Source organism: Rhizobium sp. BK661, assembly GCF_024808825.1.
Classification (GTDB): domain Bacteria; phylum Pseudomonadota; class Alphaproteobacteria; order Rhizobiales; family Rhizobiaceae; genus Rhizobium.
This window is the reverse complement of the sequence record NZ_JANTYT010000001.1, coordinates 474,466-490,666: the sequence shown is the minus strand read 5'-3', so window position 1 is coordinate 490,666 and position 16,201 is coordinate 474,466. Positions and strand designations below refer to the sequence as shown.

The 16,201-nt window shown below is 61.3% G+C and carries 15 protein-coding genes; 6 read left to right on the top strand and 9 right to left on the bottom strand.

Annotated elements, in window-relative coordinates; genetic code table 11:
* Positions 1 to 137 precede the first annotated feature (137 nt).
* From dapD to FHX16_RS02360, 3 genes are all read left to right on the top strand, one after another.
* Positions 138 to 998 (top strand): 2,3,4,5-tetrahydropyridine-2,6-dicarboxylate N-succinyltransferase, encoded by an 861-nt coding sequence (dapD, locus tag FHX16_RS02370; protein WP_183753170.1) that lies wholly within the window; start codon positions 138 to 140, stop codon positions 996 to 998.
* A 160-nt stretch (positions 999 to 1,158) separates the two neighbouring features.
* The gene (gene dapE, locus FHX16_RS02365; RefSeq protein WP_183860487.1) at positions 1,159 to 2,352 is read left to right on the top strand and encodes a succinyl-diaminopimelate desuccinylase; all 1,194 of its coding nucleotides are present in this window, start codon (positions 1,159 to 1,161) and stop codon (positions 2,350 to 2,352) included.
* A complete protein-coding gene (locus FHX16_RS02360) occupies positions 2,339 to 2,935 on the top strand; it encodes a hypothetical protein (RefSeq protein WP_183753179.1) in 597 nt (198 codons plus the stop codon). Before dapE ends, FHX16_RS02360 begins: the two co-directional genes overlap by 14 nt.
* A 3-nt stretch (positions 2,936 to 2,938) precedes the next feature.
* Here FHX16_RS02360 and arsC read toward each other — a convergent pair whose 3' ends face one another.
* The 5 genes from arsC to FHX16_RS02335 all read right to left on the bottom strand — a co-directional run bounded on the left by arsC (position 2,939) and on the right by FHX16_RS02335 (position 7,325).
* The gene (gene arsC, locus FHX16_RS02355) at positions 2,939 to 3,343 is read right to left on the bottom strand and encodes an arsenate reductase (glutaredoxin) (protein ID WP_183860489.1); all 405 of its coding nucleotides are present in this window, start codon (positions 3,341 to 3,343) and stop codon (positions 2,939 to 2,941) included.
* Complete coding sequence (truA, locus tag FHX16_RS02350) at positions 3,321 to 4,127, bottom strand: tRNA pseudouridine(38-40) synthase TruA (protein ID WP_183860491.1); 807 nt, start codon at positions 4,125 to 4,127, stop codon at positions 3,321 to 3,323. Before truA ends, arsC begins: the two co-directional genes overlap by 23 nt.
* On the bottom strand, positions 4,127 to 5,062 hold the full coding sequence (gene fmt, locus FHX16_RS02345) for a methionyl-tRNA formyltransferase (RefSeq protein WP_183860493.1): 936 nt from the start codon (positions 5,060 to 5,062) through the stop codon (positions 4,127 to 4,129). Before fmt ends, truA begins: the two co-directional genes overlap by 1 nt.
* A 151-nt stretch (positions 5,063 to 5,213) precedes the next feature.
* Positions 5,214 to 5,732, bottom strand: a complete 519-nt coding sequence (def, locus tag FHX16_RS02340; protein ID WP_114712448.1) for a peptide deformylase — start codon at positions 5,730 to 5,732, stop codon at positions 5,214 to 5,216.
* Positions 5,733 to 5,828: 96 nt separating this feature from the next.
* Complete coding sequence (locus tag FHX16_RS02335; RefSeq protein ID WP_183860495.1) at positions 5,829 to 7,325, bottom strand: globin-coupled sensor protein; 1,497 nt, start codon at positions 7,323 to 7,325, stop codon at positions 5,829 to 5,831.
* Positions 7,326 to 7,519: 194 nt separating this feature from the next.
* On the opposite strand from FHX16_RS02335, the gene FHX16_RS02330 reads away from it, so the two are divergent.
* From FHX16_RS02330 to FHX16_RS02320, 3 genes are all read left to right on the top strand, one after another.
* Complete coding sequence (locus FHX16_RS02330) at positions 7,520 to 8,746, top strand: DNA recombination protein RmuC (RefSeq protein WP_183860497.1); 1,227 nt, start codon at positions 7,520 to 7,522, stop codon at positions 8,744 to 8,746.
* Between the two features lie 48 nt (positions 8,747 to 8,794).
* Positions 8,795 to 9,694, top strand: coding sequence for a ribokinase (locus FHX16_RS02325; protein WP_183860499.1), 900 nt, complete (start codon positions 8,795 to 8,797; stop codon positions 9,692 to 9,694).
* Between the two features lie 219 nt (positions 9,695 to 9,913).
* Complete coding sequence (locus FHX16_RS02320) at positions 9,914 to 12,253, top strand: methyl-accepting chemotaxis protein (RefSeq protein WP_183860501.1); 2,340 nt, start codon at positions 9,914 to 9,916, stop codon at positions 12,251 to 12,253.
* Positions 12,254 to 12,326: 73 nt separating this feature from the next.
* On the opposite strand, the gene ptsN is transcribed toward FHX16_RS02320, so the two are convergent.
* From ptsN to lptB, 4 genes are all read right to left on the bottom strand, one after another.
* Positions 12,327 to 12,791, bottom strand: coding sequence for a PTS IIA-like nitrogen regulatory protein PtsN (gene ptsN, locus FHX16_RS02315; RefSeq protein WP_183753195.1), 465 nt, complete (start codon positions 12,789 to 12,791; stop codon positions 12,327 to 12,329).
* 64 nt (positions 12,792 to 12,855) lie between these two features.
* Positions 12,856 to 13,431: a ribosome hibernation-promoting factor, HPF/YfiA family gene (gene hpf, locus FHX16_RS02310; protein ID WP_016552530.1), complete on the bottom strand. Its 576-nt coding sequence runs from the start codon at positions 13,429 to 13,431 to the stop codon at positions 12,856 to 12,858.
* 253 nt (positions 13,432 to 13,684) lie between these two features.
* The gene (rpoN, locus tag FHX16_RS02305) at positions 13,685 to 15,244 is read right to left on the bottom strand and encodes an RNA polymerase factor sigma-54 (RefSeq protein WP_183860503.1); all 1,560 of its coding nucleotides are present in this window, start codon (positions 15,242 to 15,244) and stop codon (positions 13,685 to 13,687) included.
* Between the two features lie 157 nt (positions 15,245 to 15,401).
* Positions 15,402 to 16,184: an LPS export ABC transporter ATP-binding protein gene (lptB, locus tag FHX16_RS02300; protein ID WP_016552528.1), complete on the bottom strand. Its 783-nt coding sequence runs from the start codon at positions 16,182 to 16,184 to the stop codon at positions 15,402 to 15,404.
* Between the last annotated feature and the right edge of the window lie 17 nt (positions 16,185 to 16,201).

Here is a 16,201-nt window from a genome sequence, read left to right as displayed (position 1 = left end):
TTGAATTGGGAGAGTTACCACGCCCCGAAAAATCATTCCATTTTACCCCTGCATGGGATAGAGCAGATCGCGTCCCGCCAATCACAATTCCGGAGGCTTCGGTCTCCACGATAGAGATCGAAGTTTAAGGAATTCCCATGAGCGCCAGCGACCTTTCTTCCCTTGAAAAGACAATCGAAGCTGCCTTCGATAACCGTGACAACGTCAATACGTCCACGAAGGGCGAAGTTCGCGACGCTGTCGAGGCAGCGCTCGAACTGCTCGATGGCGGCAAGGCACGTGTTGCCGAGCGCGGCAGCGACGGCGCCTGGAAGGTCAATCAGTGGCTGAAGAAGGCCGTGCTTCTCTCCTTCCGCCTGAACGACATGGAGGTCGTCAAGGGCGGTTCGGGCAACTCGACCTGGTGGGACAAGGTGCCTTCCAAGTTCGAAGGCTGGGGTGAAAACCAGTATCGCGCCGCCGGCTTCCGCGCCGTGCCGAACTGCGTCGTGCGTCGCTCGGCCTATATCGCCAAGAACGTCGTGTTGATGCCGTCCTTCGTCAATCTCGGCGCCTTCGTCGATGAAGGCACGATGGTCGATACCTGGGCGACAGTCGGTTCCTGCGCACAGATCGGCAAGCATGTGCATCTCTCTGGCGGCGTCGGCATTGGCGGCGTTCTTGAGCCGATGCAGGCCGGCCCGACGATCATCGAGGACAACTGCTTCATCGGCGCGCGATCGGAAGTCGTCGAAGGCTGCATCATCCGCGAGGGCTCGGTCCTCGGCATGGGCGTCTATATCGGCAAGTCGACCAAGATCGTCGATCGCGCCACGGGCGAAGTGATGTACGGCGAAGTGCCGCCCTACTCCGTCGTCGTTGCAGGCTCCATGCCTTCGGGCAACGCCACCATGGCGAACGGCTTGCCGGCACCACACCTCTACTGCGCCGTCATCGTCAAGCGCGTCGACGAAAAGACCCGCTCGAAGACGGGCATCAACGAACTGCTGCGCGACTGATCAAGTCTTGGCGTTCCGGCGGTCCGCGCATCTGAAAAGACGCGCGCCGCCCGAACGCTGACGGTCGGACTTGATCCGGCAAAATGAACGGCACATTTCAACAAGGCGGCATCGCCGGCTTGCCTTTTCTTTGCCATTACAGCTGGATAGTTCCACTCCCATGACCGCTACCGATCCCGTCGCCAATCTTCAGACCCTGATTCGCTGCCCGTCCGTCACGCCTGCCGAGGGCGGTGCGCTTTCGGCACTCGAAGCAATGCTGTCGCCGCTCGGCTTCAAGGTCGACAAGGTGACGGCGACGGAACCGGGAACGCCCGACATCGAGAACCTCTATGCGCGGCTCGGCACCGAGGGCCCGCACCTGATGTTTGCCGGGCATACGGATGTGGTGCCGGTTGGCGACGAAGCGGCCTGGACGCATCCGCCCTTTGCCGCCGAGATCGCCGACGGCGAACTCTTTGGCCGTGGCGCGGTCGACATGAAGGGCGGCGTTGCCTGCTTCGTTGCGGCCATTGCCCGCCATGTCGAAAAGCATGGAGCGCCGAAGGGCTCGGTCTCCTTCCTGATCACCGGCGACGAGGAGGGCCCGGCGGTCAACGGCACGATCAAGCTGCTCAAGTGGGCGGCCGAGCGCGGCGAGCGATGGGATGCCTGCCTCGTTGGCGAACCGACCAATCCGGACCAGCTCGGCGACATGATCAAGATCGGTCGTCGCGGTTCGCTGTCCGGCAAGATCACCGTGCACGGCGTCCAGGGCCATGCCGCCTATCCGCATCTGGCCGACAACGCGGTGCGCGGCATCCTGCAACTGACGCAGGCCCTGATGCACCCGCCATTCGATGCCGGCACCGACAACTTCCAGCCGTCGAACCTCGAAGTGACGACCATCGACGTCGGCAATCCGGCGACGAACGTCGTGCCGGCCAAGGCGACAGCGAGCTTCAACATCCGCTTCAACGACACGTGGACAGCGGAAAGCCTGCAACAGGAGATCCTGCGCCGGCTCGATGCCGCCGCCGCGGACGGTGTGCTGCGCCCCGGCCGTCCGCCGCTCAAATACGACATCATGTGGGCTGAGCGTCCGAGCCACGTCTTCCTGACGCGCAACAATGCGCTGATCGCCTCGCTATCCTCCGCCGTCGAGAGCGTAACCGCCCAGTCGCCGAAGCTTTCCACCACGGGCGGCACGTCCGACGCCCGCTTCATCAAGGATTATTGCCCGGTCGTCGAGTTCGGCCTCGTTGGTCAGACAATGCATATGGTCGATGAGCGCGTTGCCGTTTCCGACCTCGAGCGACTCACGGTAATCTATGAAACCTTCATCGAGCGCTGGTTCGCGAATGCCGGGCTTTAGGGAAGTTCAATACTATCTTGCCGGAATCTGGCTGCTGATCCGCATGGACCCGCGCGGCTTCCGTTTTCTCGACATGTCGGAGCGCGGCGTCAACCGCTCGTTCTGGGCGATCTTCTGGTGCCTGCCGCCGATGGGGATCTCGTGGCTCTGGTGGCGCCAGGCCTTCCTGCAAACGATGCCGCCGCACACCAATGTCGGCGCGCTCTTCTATTTCCGCCTCGGACTCGTCGAAGCCGCCAACTGGTTCGTACCGCTGGTTTTTGCGGGCTTGCTGCTGCTCGCCTTCAAGAAGGGCGAGCGTTTCGCGCCCGTCATCGTCAGCGTCAATTGGCTGGGTGTGCCGCTTTCCTATATCAACGGGCTGCTGCTGGCGCTGGTCTTCTTCCTGCCGCAACTGATGGGCTTCGTGTCTCTGCTGCTTTTGGCTTTCATGCTGGCGCAGGTCTTCGCCATCGCCCGCATTCTCAGGATGATCTTCCACGGCCAAGGGCTGATGGTTGGCGCGATGACGCTGGTGCTGCTGGTCCCGTCGCTGATGCTGTCGGAATACCTGCAACGCTTTCTCGGCATCTATCCCGTCTAGCAGCTATTTGCCTTGAACGACTTCACCATCTTCCTTCGTGAAGGTCCCGATGGAGGCATTCGGCAGGATATCCAGCACCGTCTCCGAGGGCCGGCAGAGCCGCACGCCCTTTTCCGTGACGACGATCGGGCGATTGATCAGGATCGGATGCGCGATCATCGCGTCGAGCAACTGGTCATCACTCAGCGATGGATCGTCCAATCCGAGTTCATCGTAGGGCGTGCCCTTTTGGCGCAGCAGCGCGCGGACGGGGATCCCCATCGCAGCGACCAGCTCGGCCAATCGCTCGCGTGTCGGCGGCGTTTTCAGATAGTCGATCACTACCGGCTCCTCGCCGGATTGGCGGATCATCGCAAGCGTGTTGCGCGAGGTGCCACAAGCGGGATTATGATAGATCGTCGTCGTCATCGCGTGCCTCCTTTTCCCGCCGGCGATCGGTGATCACCTCGGGATAATCGACCTGCATGAAATAAAGTCCGTCCGGCGGCGCCACCGGGCCGCAAGCCTTGCGGTCGCGGGCTTCGAGCGCGGCGCGCACATCGTCTGGTGTCCATTTCCCCTCGCCGGCGAGCTTCAATGTGCCGGCGAAGGAGCGGATCTGGTTGTGCAGGAAGCTCTGTGCGGTCGCGCGGATTTCGATCAGTTCGCCGCTTCTTGTGACGTCCAGCCGATCCAGCGTACGGACAGGACTATTCGCCTGGCAATGGGCGGAACGGAAGGTGGAGAAATCGTGCTTGCCGACAAGGGTCTGCGCGGCCGCATGCATAGCATCGTGATCGAGAGGTTTCGGCACCCACCAGGCCTTGCCAGCCTCGAGTGCCAGCGGCGCCCGGCGGCTGATGATGCGGTAGAGATAATGGCGCCGCAGCGCCGAGAAGCGGGCATCGAAAAACTCGCTGGCCGCTTCCACGTTGATGATCGCGACCCGTTCGCCTGCCATCTTGAGGTGGGCGTTCAGCGCATTCTGCAGCTTGAAGGGCGACCATTCCCTGGCAAGATCGGCATGGATGACCTGGCCTGTCGCATGGACGCCGGAATCGGTGCGGCCGGCCCCGCGGATCGACACCGTTTCGCCGCTTGCCGAAAGAATCGCCTTCTCAATCGCGCCCTGGACGGAAGGTCCGTTGTCCTGCCGCTGCCAGCCGACATAAGGGCCACCGTCATATTCGACGATCATGCGGTAGCGATGCATCAGGTGAGCCTCGTACCTGATGCAAGCGGCGTTCCGCGAAGGAAATCGGCAGCCTGTAGCGGCTTGCCGCCAGCCTTCTGCAGTTTAGTGAGACGTACGGCGCCGGTTCCGCAGGCGACAACCAGATCGTCGGTCAGCAGGTCACCCGCAACCCCTTGACCTTGTGCGAGCTCGGACGCCAGCACCTTCACACGTTCCGGCTTGCCGCCGATCGCAACCTCGAACCATGCGCCGGGAAACGGCGCCAGGCCGCGAATGTGATTGTGGACGTCGGTAGCGTTCTTCGAAAAGTCGATCCGCGTCTCGCCTTTGTCGATCTTGGCGGCGTAGAGCACACCGTGCGACGGCTGGGGCGTCAGGGGCAGCTCGCCCATCTCGAGCTTGACGATCGCCTCGGCCATCGCCTTGGCACCGACATGCATCAGTCTGTCGTGCAACTCGCCAGCCGTGGTGTTGGCGCCGATCTCGACTTCGCTGGTGAGGGCGACCGGGCCGGTATCCAGCCCCTTGTCCATCTTCATCACCATCATGCCGGTCTTTTCGTCGCCGGCCATGATCGCCCGCTGGATCGGGGCGGCACCGCGCCAGCGCGGCAAGAGCGAGGCATGACCATTGTAGCAGCCAAGGCGGGTACCGGTCAGGATCGCCTCCGGCAGCAGCAGGCCATAGGCCACGACAACGGCAACGTCGGCGTCGTGCGCCTTGAAGCGCTCACGTTCTTCCGGATCCTTGAAATTCACTGGCGTAAAGACGGGAATGCCGAGCAGTTCAGCGGCTTGATGCACCGGCGACTTCTGCAGATCGAGACCGCGCCGCCCACCCGGCCGCGGAGGCTGCGTATAGACACCGATGATTTCATGCCCGCCATCGACCAGCGCGCGCAAGGTCGGAACAGAGAATTCGGGCGTACCCATGAAGATGATGCGAAGCGACATTGTATCTCGCCATGTTGCAGATCGTCACCCGTCTTCAAACGGGCTTACGAGCCTAAGATCAAGTCCATTGGCTTGCCCGGCGACATCGCCGCCGGAGTTCCAGGCGCTTGGGGTCGTCGTCGGATCGTAATCGACTCCCGGCAAACCCCGCTTAAAGCGCCTTCGCCGACTTCGCTGCCTTGGTGAACTTCTTGATCACCATGTCGCGCTTCAGGCGCGAGATGTGGTCGATGAAAAGCACGCCGTTCAGGTGGTCGATCTCGTGCTGCAAGCAGGTCGCGAGCAAGCCGTCGGCCTGCACCGTCTGCTCCTTGCCGTCGCGGTCGAGATAGTTGACGGTGACGGTCGCCGGCCGTTCGACTTCGGCGTAGTAATCAGGGATGGATAGGCAGCCCTCTTCGTACACCGAGCGCTCGTCTGAGGATGCGACGATTTCCGGGTTGACGAATACCAGCGGCTGCTTCTCTTCGCCCTCGCGGGAAACGTCAATCACCAGCATGCGGCGCGGCACGCCGATCTGGATGGCAGCAAGGCCGATGCCTGGCGCGTCATACATGGTTTCAAGCATGTCGTCGGCGAGACGCTGAAAATCGGCGTCGACGCGCTCGATCGGCTTGGAAACCTGACGAAGCAGCGGATCGGGGAGAATGATGAGTGGCTTGATGGTCATGGCGTTCCCATAACGCATCTTTTTCCAGGATGGAATTATCCGGCAGGCGGGCGGGACGCTTTTTTACGTCCCAGCCCGGATTTTCGCCGCATTCCTTTAAGCGGCGCGGCGTGGCGCGGCCATCGAGCGATGCTCGCCGCCGGTACGGAACCGCTGCAGCAGCGCCACAAGATTGTCGACCTCGCCGCGCAGATGCCGGGTTTCGGCCGAAGTGTTCTCGACCATGCCCGAGTTTTGCTGGGTAATGGTATCCATGTTGCGGATGGCGATGCTGACCTCATTGACGCCGGTTGCCTGATCGCGCGCGGCGGCGGCGATATCGGCAACAAAGCGGTTGATGATGTCGATGCGGTTGATCATGTCGTTGAGCGCCTCACCGGTGCTGCTGACGATGTCGACGCCCTCGTTCACCTGGATCGAGCTCTCCGAAATCAGGTTCTTGATTTCCTTGGCGGCGTCGGCTGTGCGTTGAGCGAGCTGGCGGACTTCCTGCGCGACAACTGCAAAACCCTTGCCCGCATCGCCGGCACGCGCCGCTTCGACGCCGGCGTTCAGTGCCAAAAGGTTTGTCTGAAAGGCGATCTCGTCGATCACGCCGATGATCTTGGAGATCTCCGTGGAAGACTTTTCGATGCCGGCCATGGCGGAAACTGCGCTGGTCACAAGCTCGCCGGAGTTCTTCGCCTTCTGCTGCGTTTCGCGAACGGCGCCAGATGCCTTTTCGGCATTTGCCGCCGTCTGGCCGACGCTGACCGAGAGCTGCTGCAGCGCCGCCGAACTTTCTTCGACACCGGCGGCCTGCTGAGCGGTACGCAGAGCAAGGTCATCGGACGCCTTGGCAATTACATCCGTACCCTTGAGAATCTCACCCGAGGTTGCCCGCACAGAGACGAAGGAGGTGCGAAGTGCGGCGACAGCACGGTTGTAATCGTCAGCCATGGCTTTGAAGTTGCCCGGAAGATCGGGTGGCAGAGTCGCCTCGAGATCGCCGTTAGAGAGTGCCTCCAGCCCGCGGCGAAGATGATCGAGTGCGATCGCCTGATCCTGTTCGGCCTTTGCACGTTCCGCTTCCAGCGTCCGGCGCTTTTCTTCAAGAGTTTCCAGGTAGACCGAGATCGAGTAATCCATGTCGAGCATCGCGGCCTTGATGACAGCTGCCAGCTTCTCGGCCAGGACCTTGCCCTGCTGCCTGCCAAACATAGAAGGCCACTGCTTGGCCATGAGGCCCTTCACGAGTTCGCTCATCAGCAAAGCATAGCCGCCGATGTACCAGCGTGGCTCGAGCCCGATGCGGGCGTGCGTCTTGCCGACCGCAACCACCCCCTTCACATAGGACTCGTCGAAGTTGCCGCCCGCTAGGTTCGCCCAGTGGTCTTCCTGGCGCTTCTTAGCATGGCCCATGTGCGCCTTGTCGGCGAAGAAGCTTGCGACATCAGAGGTCTTCGCCAGTTTCGCATAGAACTTGTCCAGTGCGCCACCGAGCAGCTCGGAGATCGCCGGGCGCATCTCCCGCAGGGCCGTGCGCGCTGCATCATCCAGCTCAATGAAATCGAGGCGTTGCTTGAGCGCGCTGTCGGACTGCTGGCTGGTCATGATGTCTCTGCTTCGTGATTGATACGGAAGGGAAAAATTGAGCAGAGCTTTTGCGCAATATGGTTGAGTAATGGTTAAATGAGCTTGTCATTTGTCAGCACTCGTTTCTTCCGGCATTGCGAGCGTTTCGAAGTGACTGTGAGTTGTTCACGTTTTGATCTAGTCATCTCATCCCGATTTGCTATGGTTGCGCCATGAACACCAGCTCTGAGTCGCTCTTCCTCGCCCTGTCGCATATTAGCCCCGCAATGCTGGCGCTCGCCGGCGGCGGAATTGCCGCAATGATCTTGCTCCTGGTCGTCCTCCTTGTCCGCAGTGGGCAGGTGCGGCGCGAGCAGGCGGAGGTTGCGAGCCTGCGCGCGGCAGAGGCGGATGCCCGCATGGCGGAACTTCTGAAGATCCAGTCCGAGATGCACGGGCGGATGTCGACGATGGCGGAAGTGTTCGGCTCGAGACAATCCGAATTGAACCAGGCGATCAACCAGCGCCTGGACGGAATGTCGCAGCGCGTCAGTACGACGATCAGCGAACAGACGAAGTCGACACACGAAAACCTGCAGCGGTTGCAGGAACGTCTCGCCGTCATCGATGCCGCACAGAACAATATCCAAACTTTGGCAAAGGACGTCGTCGGCCTGCAGGCGATCCTCTCCAACAAGCAGACGCGCGGAGCCTTCGGCCAATCGCGCATGGAGACGATTGTCGCGGATGGCTTGCCGATGGGCGCCTATGCCTTCCAGCAGACGCTGTCGAACGGCTCGCGCCCGGACTGCACGATCCGCATGCCGAACGGCGCGCCGCCGCTGGTGATCGATGCCAAGTTTCCACTTGAGGCCTGGAACGCGATACGCGATGCCGGCGGGCCTGACGGAGCCAAGGTCGCCTCGCAGCAGTTTCGCCGCGACATGGAGACGCATATACGCGATATCTCCGAAAAATATCTGATCCAGGGGGAGACGCAGGACACCGCCTTCATGTTCGTCCCGTCGGAATCGATCTTCGCGGAGATCCACGAGAATTTCGAAGCGATCGTCCAGAAGGCGCATCGGTCGCGCATTGTCATCGTGTCGCCGTCACTGCTGATGCTCTCCATCCAGGTCATCCAGGCGGTGCTGAAGGATCAGCGCATGCGGGCCCAAGCGCATGTCATCCAGGGCGAGGTGGCGAACCTGATGGATGACCTCGGCCGGCTCGACGAGCGCGTCCGCAAGCTGCAGAGCCATTTTTCCATGGCTCAGAGGGACGTCGACCAGATTCTCACCTCCACCGATAAGCTCACCAAGCGCGGCGCAAAGATCGAGGCCCTGGAGTTCGAAGGCAGCGACAATGGCAAGGCCGCGGCGCGCGACAACGACTCCTCGCCGAAATCCGTCGATAGCCGCAGCGGGCTTCTGAAGCTCAGAGTGGTTGACGACGAGTAAGCCCTTCGGGCAGTGTCGCGCCCAAGAAAAGCACGGGACGGGACACTCATGATCACAGTTTTCGGCTCCATCAACATGGACCTCATCGCCACCACCGCGCGGTTGCCGAAGCCCGGCGAGACCGTCGCCGGCAACGGCTTCTCGACGGCTGCTGGCGGCAAGGGCGCCAACCAGGCGCTTGCTGCGCGACGGGCGGGACGAACCGTTCACATGGCAGGCGCAGTCGGGCGAGATGGCTTCGCCGAGCCGGCGCTCGCGCTGCTGAAGGAAGCCGGCACCGAGCTTCAGGCGGTCAAACAGGTCGACGAGCCGACTGGCACCGCGTTGATCCTCGTCGGCGGTGACGGCGAGAACATGATTGCCGTGGTGCCAGGGGCAAACGGCACGATAACGCCAGCCGATGCCGACGCGGCGGTCCGTGCCATGAGCAGGGGCGACATCCTGATGCTGCAACTCGAAGTTCCGGTCCCGGCGGTCGAGCAGGCCCTGGCCAACGCCCGCGCCAAGGGCGTGACGACCGTGCTCAACCTTGCGCCGCTGATCGAAGACGCCGCCCGCCTCGGCCGCCTCGCGGACATCGTGATTGCGAACGAGACGGAATTCGAGCGGCTTGCCGGCCAGGAGAACATGGGCGCAGGCGACCGCGAGGCCGCATTGAAGCGCCTCAATGCGGAGACCGGGCAGACCCTGATCGTGACGCTTGGCGCGGACGGCGTCATTGCCATTCGCGACGGTGTCGTTTCTCGGGCCAAGGGACTGAAGATCGAGCCCGTCGATACGGTGGGCGCCGGCGACACTTTCTGTGGCTACTTCGCCGCGAGCCTCGATGAGGGACTGGATTTCGAAGCATCCTTGCGCCGCGCGGCGGTGGCCGGCTCACTCGCTTGCCTCAAGCAGGGGGCCCAGCCATCGATCCCATCGAGCTCGGACGTCGCAAACGCGCTATAAGACAGCCTCACCCGCGACACATTGAACCGTTCGCTGCAGATCCAGTCGATTTTTATAGGATTTCATTCAAATTTAAGAGGTTTTCGGTGATGTTCCAGCCATCACCGGACTTCCCTAGGGGGCCGGTTTCTGTAACGGCTGCTCCATGAGGGGGCGACGCCTCCGTCCCCTGTGCCGATGAATGCCCCGTCCGGCACATCCTTGCTCCCCGAGGACTCCATGTTCATCTTTCGCATGAAATCGCTTGCAGCCAAGCTTATCCTCATTACCGGCATTGCCATCGCATTCGTCCTCCTCGTCTCCAATTTCTTCCTCATCGGCGAGACGCGCAACCGCGTCCAGACGCTAACGATGGATCAAGCCAATCTCGAAGCGAAGGCGATCGCCAACGAGGTTGCTTCCTCCGTTGGAGAGTTGGCGGGCGCGGCCCGCTCGATGGCCGGCACGATCGGCCGCGGTCAGGAAGGCAAATATCTCGACCGCAAGGCCGTTCTCGACATGTTGAAGGCAAACGTCGAACGCAACCAGTTCGCCTTCGGAAGCTGGTTCGCCGAAGAGCCGAACGCCTTTGACGGCCAGTCGCCGACGATGGCAGGCAAGGTCGAATTCGGCGCCGGCAAGGATGGCACGTTCAACCCCTACTGGACGAAGAGCAAGGATGGTGGCTTCACCTTTTCGACCTTTGATTCCGACTACAAGGCTGCCTGGTACGCGCTCGCTGCGGAGAGCAAGAAGGGCGCACTGTCGCCGCCTTATGCGGAAACGACCACCGGTGAAAACACCGCGATGACCTCGATTGCCTATCCGGTCATGTCTGGTGGCAAGCTGATCGGTGTCAGCGGCGTCGACATCTCGCTTAAGTCGCTCCGCGACAAGCTCTCGACGCTGCATCCCTTCGGTTCCGGCCGCGTCACGCTGCTCTCGCAGACCGGCAAATGGATTGTCTCGCCGATCCCCGAACTCGCCATGAAGGACTACGACGGCGAAGGCACCGACGCCGTAAAGAGCGCGCTTTCGACACTGCAGCCCGCCGTCGTCAAGAACCTCGCCTATGACGGTTATGAACCCTTCGATCGCGTCGTTTACCCCTTCGCCCTACCCGACGTGAACACGACTTGGGTCGTCCTCGTCGACGTCCCGCACACCGCCATCAACGCGCCTGTTCAAGATCAGACCTTCATGATGGTCGCAGCCGGCATTCTCGTGCTCGCCGCGGTCATGATTGCCCTCTACCTAGCCGTCCGTTCTCTCGTCCAGCGCCCGATCGGCGGCCTCGTCGCCAGCGTCAAGGCACTTAGCGACGGCAAGTACGAGCAGCCGGTTGCCGGTCAGGAGCGGGCCGACGAGATCGGTTCGGTCGCGAAGGCGCTGGAAGGCTTCCGCTTTGCGCTTGCCGACACGCAGCGCCTCGAAGCTGAAGCGAACAACCAGAGAGACGCAGCCGAGGCCGAGCGCGGCCGGTCGGAGGCCGAGCGGCAGCAGTCCGTCACGCTGCAGCGTCACATCGTCTCGATCGTCGGTTCTGGCCTGTCCGAATTGTCTCAGGGCAATCTCGGTCACCGCATCACCGAGGAGTTCCCGGGCGAATATGCCAAGCTGAAGCAGGATTTCAACGCGGCGCTCGAAAGCCTCGAGGAAACCATCAAGACGATGAACCTCAGCGTCGTGAACATCGGCTCCGGCACCAGCGAAATCAGTGGCAGTGCCTCTGACCTCGCCAAGCGCACCGAACAGCAGGCAGCAAGCCTCGAAGAGACGGCGGCGGCACTGAACGAGCTTACCGCCCAGGTCAACTCGAGCGCCGAGAATGCCCGCACCGCCGCTGATAACGTCAACCTCGCCTGCGAGGATGCCGAAAAGTCAGGCGAAGTCGTGCGCAAGGCGATCGCTTCGATGCAGGGCATCGAGCAGTCCTCGACAGAGGTCTCGCGCATCATCAGCGTCATCGACGAGATCGCCTTCCAGACCAACCTGCTGGCACTGAACGCCGGCGTCGAAGCCGCCCGCGCTGGGGAAGCCGGCAAGGGCTTCGCCGTCGTCGCGCAGGAAGTCCGCGAGCTAGCTCAGCGTTCGGCAAATGCCGCCAAGGAGATCAAGACGCTCATCAACACCTCGGCCGTACAGGTCAAGGAAGGCGTCGATCTCGTCGGTCGCGCGGGCGACACGCTCCACAAGATCTCCGAGCAGGTCATGGGTATCAACGGTCTCATCCGCCAGATCTCGGCATCGGCCAGCGAACAGGCGATCGGCCTAAAAGAGATCAACCAGGCCATGAACCAGATGGACCAGGTGACCCAGCAGAACGCCGCCATGGTCGAGGAGACGACGGCCGCCAGCGTCACGCTCAACGACGAGGCGCAGACGCTGAAGCAGCTCGTCACGCGCTTCCGCGTATCCGGCATGAGCCACGCTTCGGCGCTGCGCTCGACGGCTCAGCAGATGCGTGCGCCGACCGCCGCTGCGACCTATCGCCAGGCCGCAGCTCCGGCACCGCGCCGGGCCGTCCCGCAGACACACGGTTCGGCAGCACTGGCCCAGGACAATTGGGAGGAATTCTAAGCCGAGCCCGGTCGCTCAAAACAAGAAAGGCGCCTGAGCAATCAGGCGCCTTTTCTAATGGAATGTCGAATGCTCAGGCAGCGTTCGAGGTCTGCTCTTCATTGAGGAATGCATAGATCGCCGACGCGGAGTCGGTCGCGCGCAGCTTGGCGACAAGATCGTGGTCACGCAGCACGCGGGCGATGCGAGACAGGGCCTTCAGGTGATCCGCACCGGCGCCTTCTGGCGCGAGAAGCAGGAACACAAGGTCAACAGGCTGATCGTCCAGAGCCTCGAAATCGACCGGCTGCTCAAGGCGCGCGAAGATGCCGACGATGGAGTGGACGCTTGCGAGCTTGCCGTGCGGTATGGCGATGCCGTTGCCGACGCCGGTGGAGCCGAGGCGCTCGCGCTGCAGGACAACATCGAAAACTTCCCGCTCCGAAAGTCCTGTGACTTTCGACGCCTTTGCAGCCAATTCCTGGAGGAGCTGTTTCTTGGAATTTACCCTGAGGGCGGGAATTATCGCATTTTGCTGCAGCAAATCTGCCAATGCCATTTTATTTTCCTTCTGCGCCGAGAGAGCGATGGCGGCAGCCTAACTGCCGCCCTTCGCCTTAACCTCAGCTTTTGATGCTGGCTGCATCGATCCAGCCAATGTTACCGTCATGCCGACGATAAACGATGTTCAATTGTTCCTTGCCGGGGCTGCGAAACAGCAGCAGCGGCTCATCCGTCATGTCGAGCGCCATCACGGCGGTCGCGACCGACATTGTTTTCAGTTGCTTGGTGCTTTCGGCGACGATCGCCGGCGCGAAATCATCCGGGATCTCGTCTTCGTTGTCCGACATGCCATCCATGACGGTATAGGCAACTTCCGCTGAACCATTCTGGTGATTTCCAGAGTAGTGATCCTTCAGCTTGCGCTTGTAGCGGCGAAGACGCTTTTCGATCCGCTCGGAAGCGGCATCGAACGCCAACTGCGGATCCATCGCCTCTCCGGCGGCATGCAATACAACTCCGCTATCGAGATGAAGCTTGCAGTCCGCGGAAAACCGGGCGTTGGCCTTATGTACGATCACTTGACCGGAATACCCTCCGTCGAAGTATTTCGTGACGGCTACACCGATTTGGTCCTCGATCCGCTGACGAAACGAGTCACCAATTTCCATATGTTTACCGGATACACGCACACTCATGGAGTTTCCCTTCTTATGGTAGTTTGCGAGTACCAGTTTACGCCAAGGCTCCCGCTCATCCAAGCACTTCGCACGATCCCAAGCAAGATCGGCCGAAGTTGCCGGCTTCAGGCGCCCTGAGGATGATGGGGATAACTTCCTAGCGCTGTCCACAGCGCCAATTGCGGCGGGCTTCTAGCCAGAAGTTACCAAAATGTCAACAGACTTTTATTAGCGCCTTGAAATACACGCACTGATGGCTGCGAAATCGCTCTCAAAAGCCCGCGACCTTGGCCAGGGCTTTCTTTTCGCGCCTGCGCTGGACGGAGGAAGCAATGCTCATTGCTTCACGGTATTTTGCCACTGTGCGACGAGCGAGATCGACGCCGCTCTTCTTGAGGATATCCGCTATATCGTCATCCGAAAGCACGGCCTCCGGGGTTTCCTGCATGATCAGCGTCCGGATCTTGTGGCGGACGGCCTCGGCCGAATGACTATCGCCGCCTTCAACGGCACTGATCGAAACGCTGAAGAAATACTTGAGCTCGAAGAGGCCGCGTGGTGTCAGCATGTACTTGTTTGACGTCACGCGGCTGACCGTGGATTCATGCATCTTGATGGCATCCGCCACCGTCTTGAGGTTGAGCGGTCGCAGGTGATCGACGCCATGCATCAGGAAGGCATCCTGCTGCCGGACGATCTCGCTTGCCACCTTCATGATCGTCTTAGCCCGCTGATCGAGGCTCCGGGTCAACCAGTTGGCGGTCTGCAGACATTCCGACAGAAAGGCGTAGTCATCGCCACTTTTCGTAACTTTTGAAAAATACGCCTGATTGACCAGAACGCGCGGCAGCGTGTCCGGATTGAGCTCGATCAGCCAGCCACCATCGGCGCTTGCGCGCACGACGACGTCAGGCATGATCGCCTCGGACATCCCTGCTTCGAAGCCGGTGCCGGGCTTCGGGTTGAGCTGGCGGATCTCGCTCAGCATGTCGAGCAGATCTTCCTCGTCAACGCCGCAAAGCCGTTTCAGTGTCGCGAAGTCACGCCGCGCCAGAAGCTCGAGATTGCCGACCAACGCTTGCATAGCAGGATCAAAGCGATCCTTCTGGCGAAGCTGGATCGCCAGGCACTCCGCCAGATTGCGGGCGAAAACACCGGGCGGATCGAGGGTCTGCAGGGCTGCGATCACCCGCTCGACATCGTCGGGGTCGGCGCCCAGGCGATCGGCCGCCTCGGTCGCATCGCCGTGAAGGTAGCCGGCCTCGTCGAGTTGGTCGACGAGATGCTGGGCAATCATCCGGTCGGCCATGTCGGGCAGAACAAAGGGCAGTTGCTGGGCCAGGTGGTCGCGCAGAGAGGTCTGGCCGGCAACGAAATCATCGAGATCGTAACTCTCTGCCCCATCGCCGCCGCCGGGCATCGATTTCCACTGGCTGATCAGCTCCGGCGCATCGGCGCGCTGCGGGGCACCGTCATCGGGAAAGACATTGGCGTAGTTGGCGTCGAGTTCATCGCTGAGGCGGTTTGCGCCCCCGGCGTTGCCACTCTCGTACCAGTCGCCCGACAGAACTTCAGTCCGGCTGTCGTAGCCGTCTTCGGAGGTCTCGTCCGGCTGCGATGCGTAAGCCTCGTCTTCCGCGCCGCCGCGCTCGGGAGCTGCGTCTGCGTCAGTCGACGGAATCTCGAGCAGCGGATTTTTCTCAACTTCCTGGGCAATGAACTGGGTCAGCTCAAAATGCGTCATCTGCAGCAACTGGATGGACTGCATCAGCTGCGGTGTCATCACCAGCGACTGGTTCTGGCGCAGAAAAAGGTTGGCCGACAATGCCATAGCGGACGCGAAACTCCCGTTCGTCTCCTCCGGGAAACCGCGTCCTGCCACGGGCTCAGGCCACGGATATCCAAGTTGGCCCAAAAATTGCTTTTTTATTCTATTTGGTCAAGCAGAACCGTCACGGAAGGTGAATTTCCGGGCTGGCCTGCACGCGTCAGAGGCTGAAATTGTCGCCGAGATACAGGCGGCGCACTTCCGGATTGTTGACGATGTCGTTGGCGCGACCATGCGTCAGCACTTCGCCTGCATGGATGATGTAGGCGCGGTCGATCAGGCCGAGTGTCTCGCGCACATTGTGGTCGGTGATCAGCACGCCGATACCGCGCCCTGTCAGGTGATGCACGAGGTGCTGGATGTCGGCGACGGAAATCGGATCGACGCCGGCGAACGGCTCGTCCAACAGCATGAAGGTCGGATCGGTTGCCAGTGCGCGAGCAATTTCCAGACGCCGCCTCTCGCCACCGGAGAGCGACACCGCGGCGCTCTTGCGCAGCTTGCGAATATGGAATTCGTCGAGCAGCTCGTCGAGTTTCTTCTCGCGTGCAGCCTTGTCGTTGATGTGCACTTCAAGAACCGCGCGAATATTTTCTTCGACGGTCAACCCACGGAAGATCGACGCTTCCTGCGGCAGGTAGCCGACACCTAGCCTCGAGCGACGGTACATCGGCATCGTCGTGACATCGTTGCCGTCGATCTCGATCGTACCCTCGTCAACGGGTACGAGCCCGGTGATCATGTAGAAGCAGGTAGTCTTGCCGGCACCGTTCGGGCCGAGCAGCCCGACGGCTTCGCCACGTCGAACGACCAGCGACACGCCGTTCACCACGCGCCGCGTGCTGTAGGTCTTTGTCAGACCGCGCGCGATTAGCGTGCCCTGATAGCGGCTCTTGTCACCGGCGGGGGTCTCAGCAGCTTGCTGCCCGGACCTGCCGAACATGGTCGATAGCGAGAATA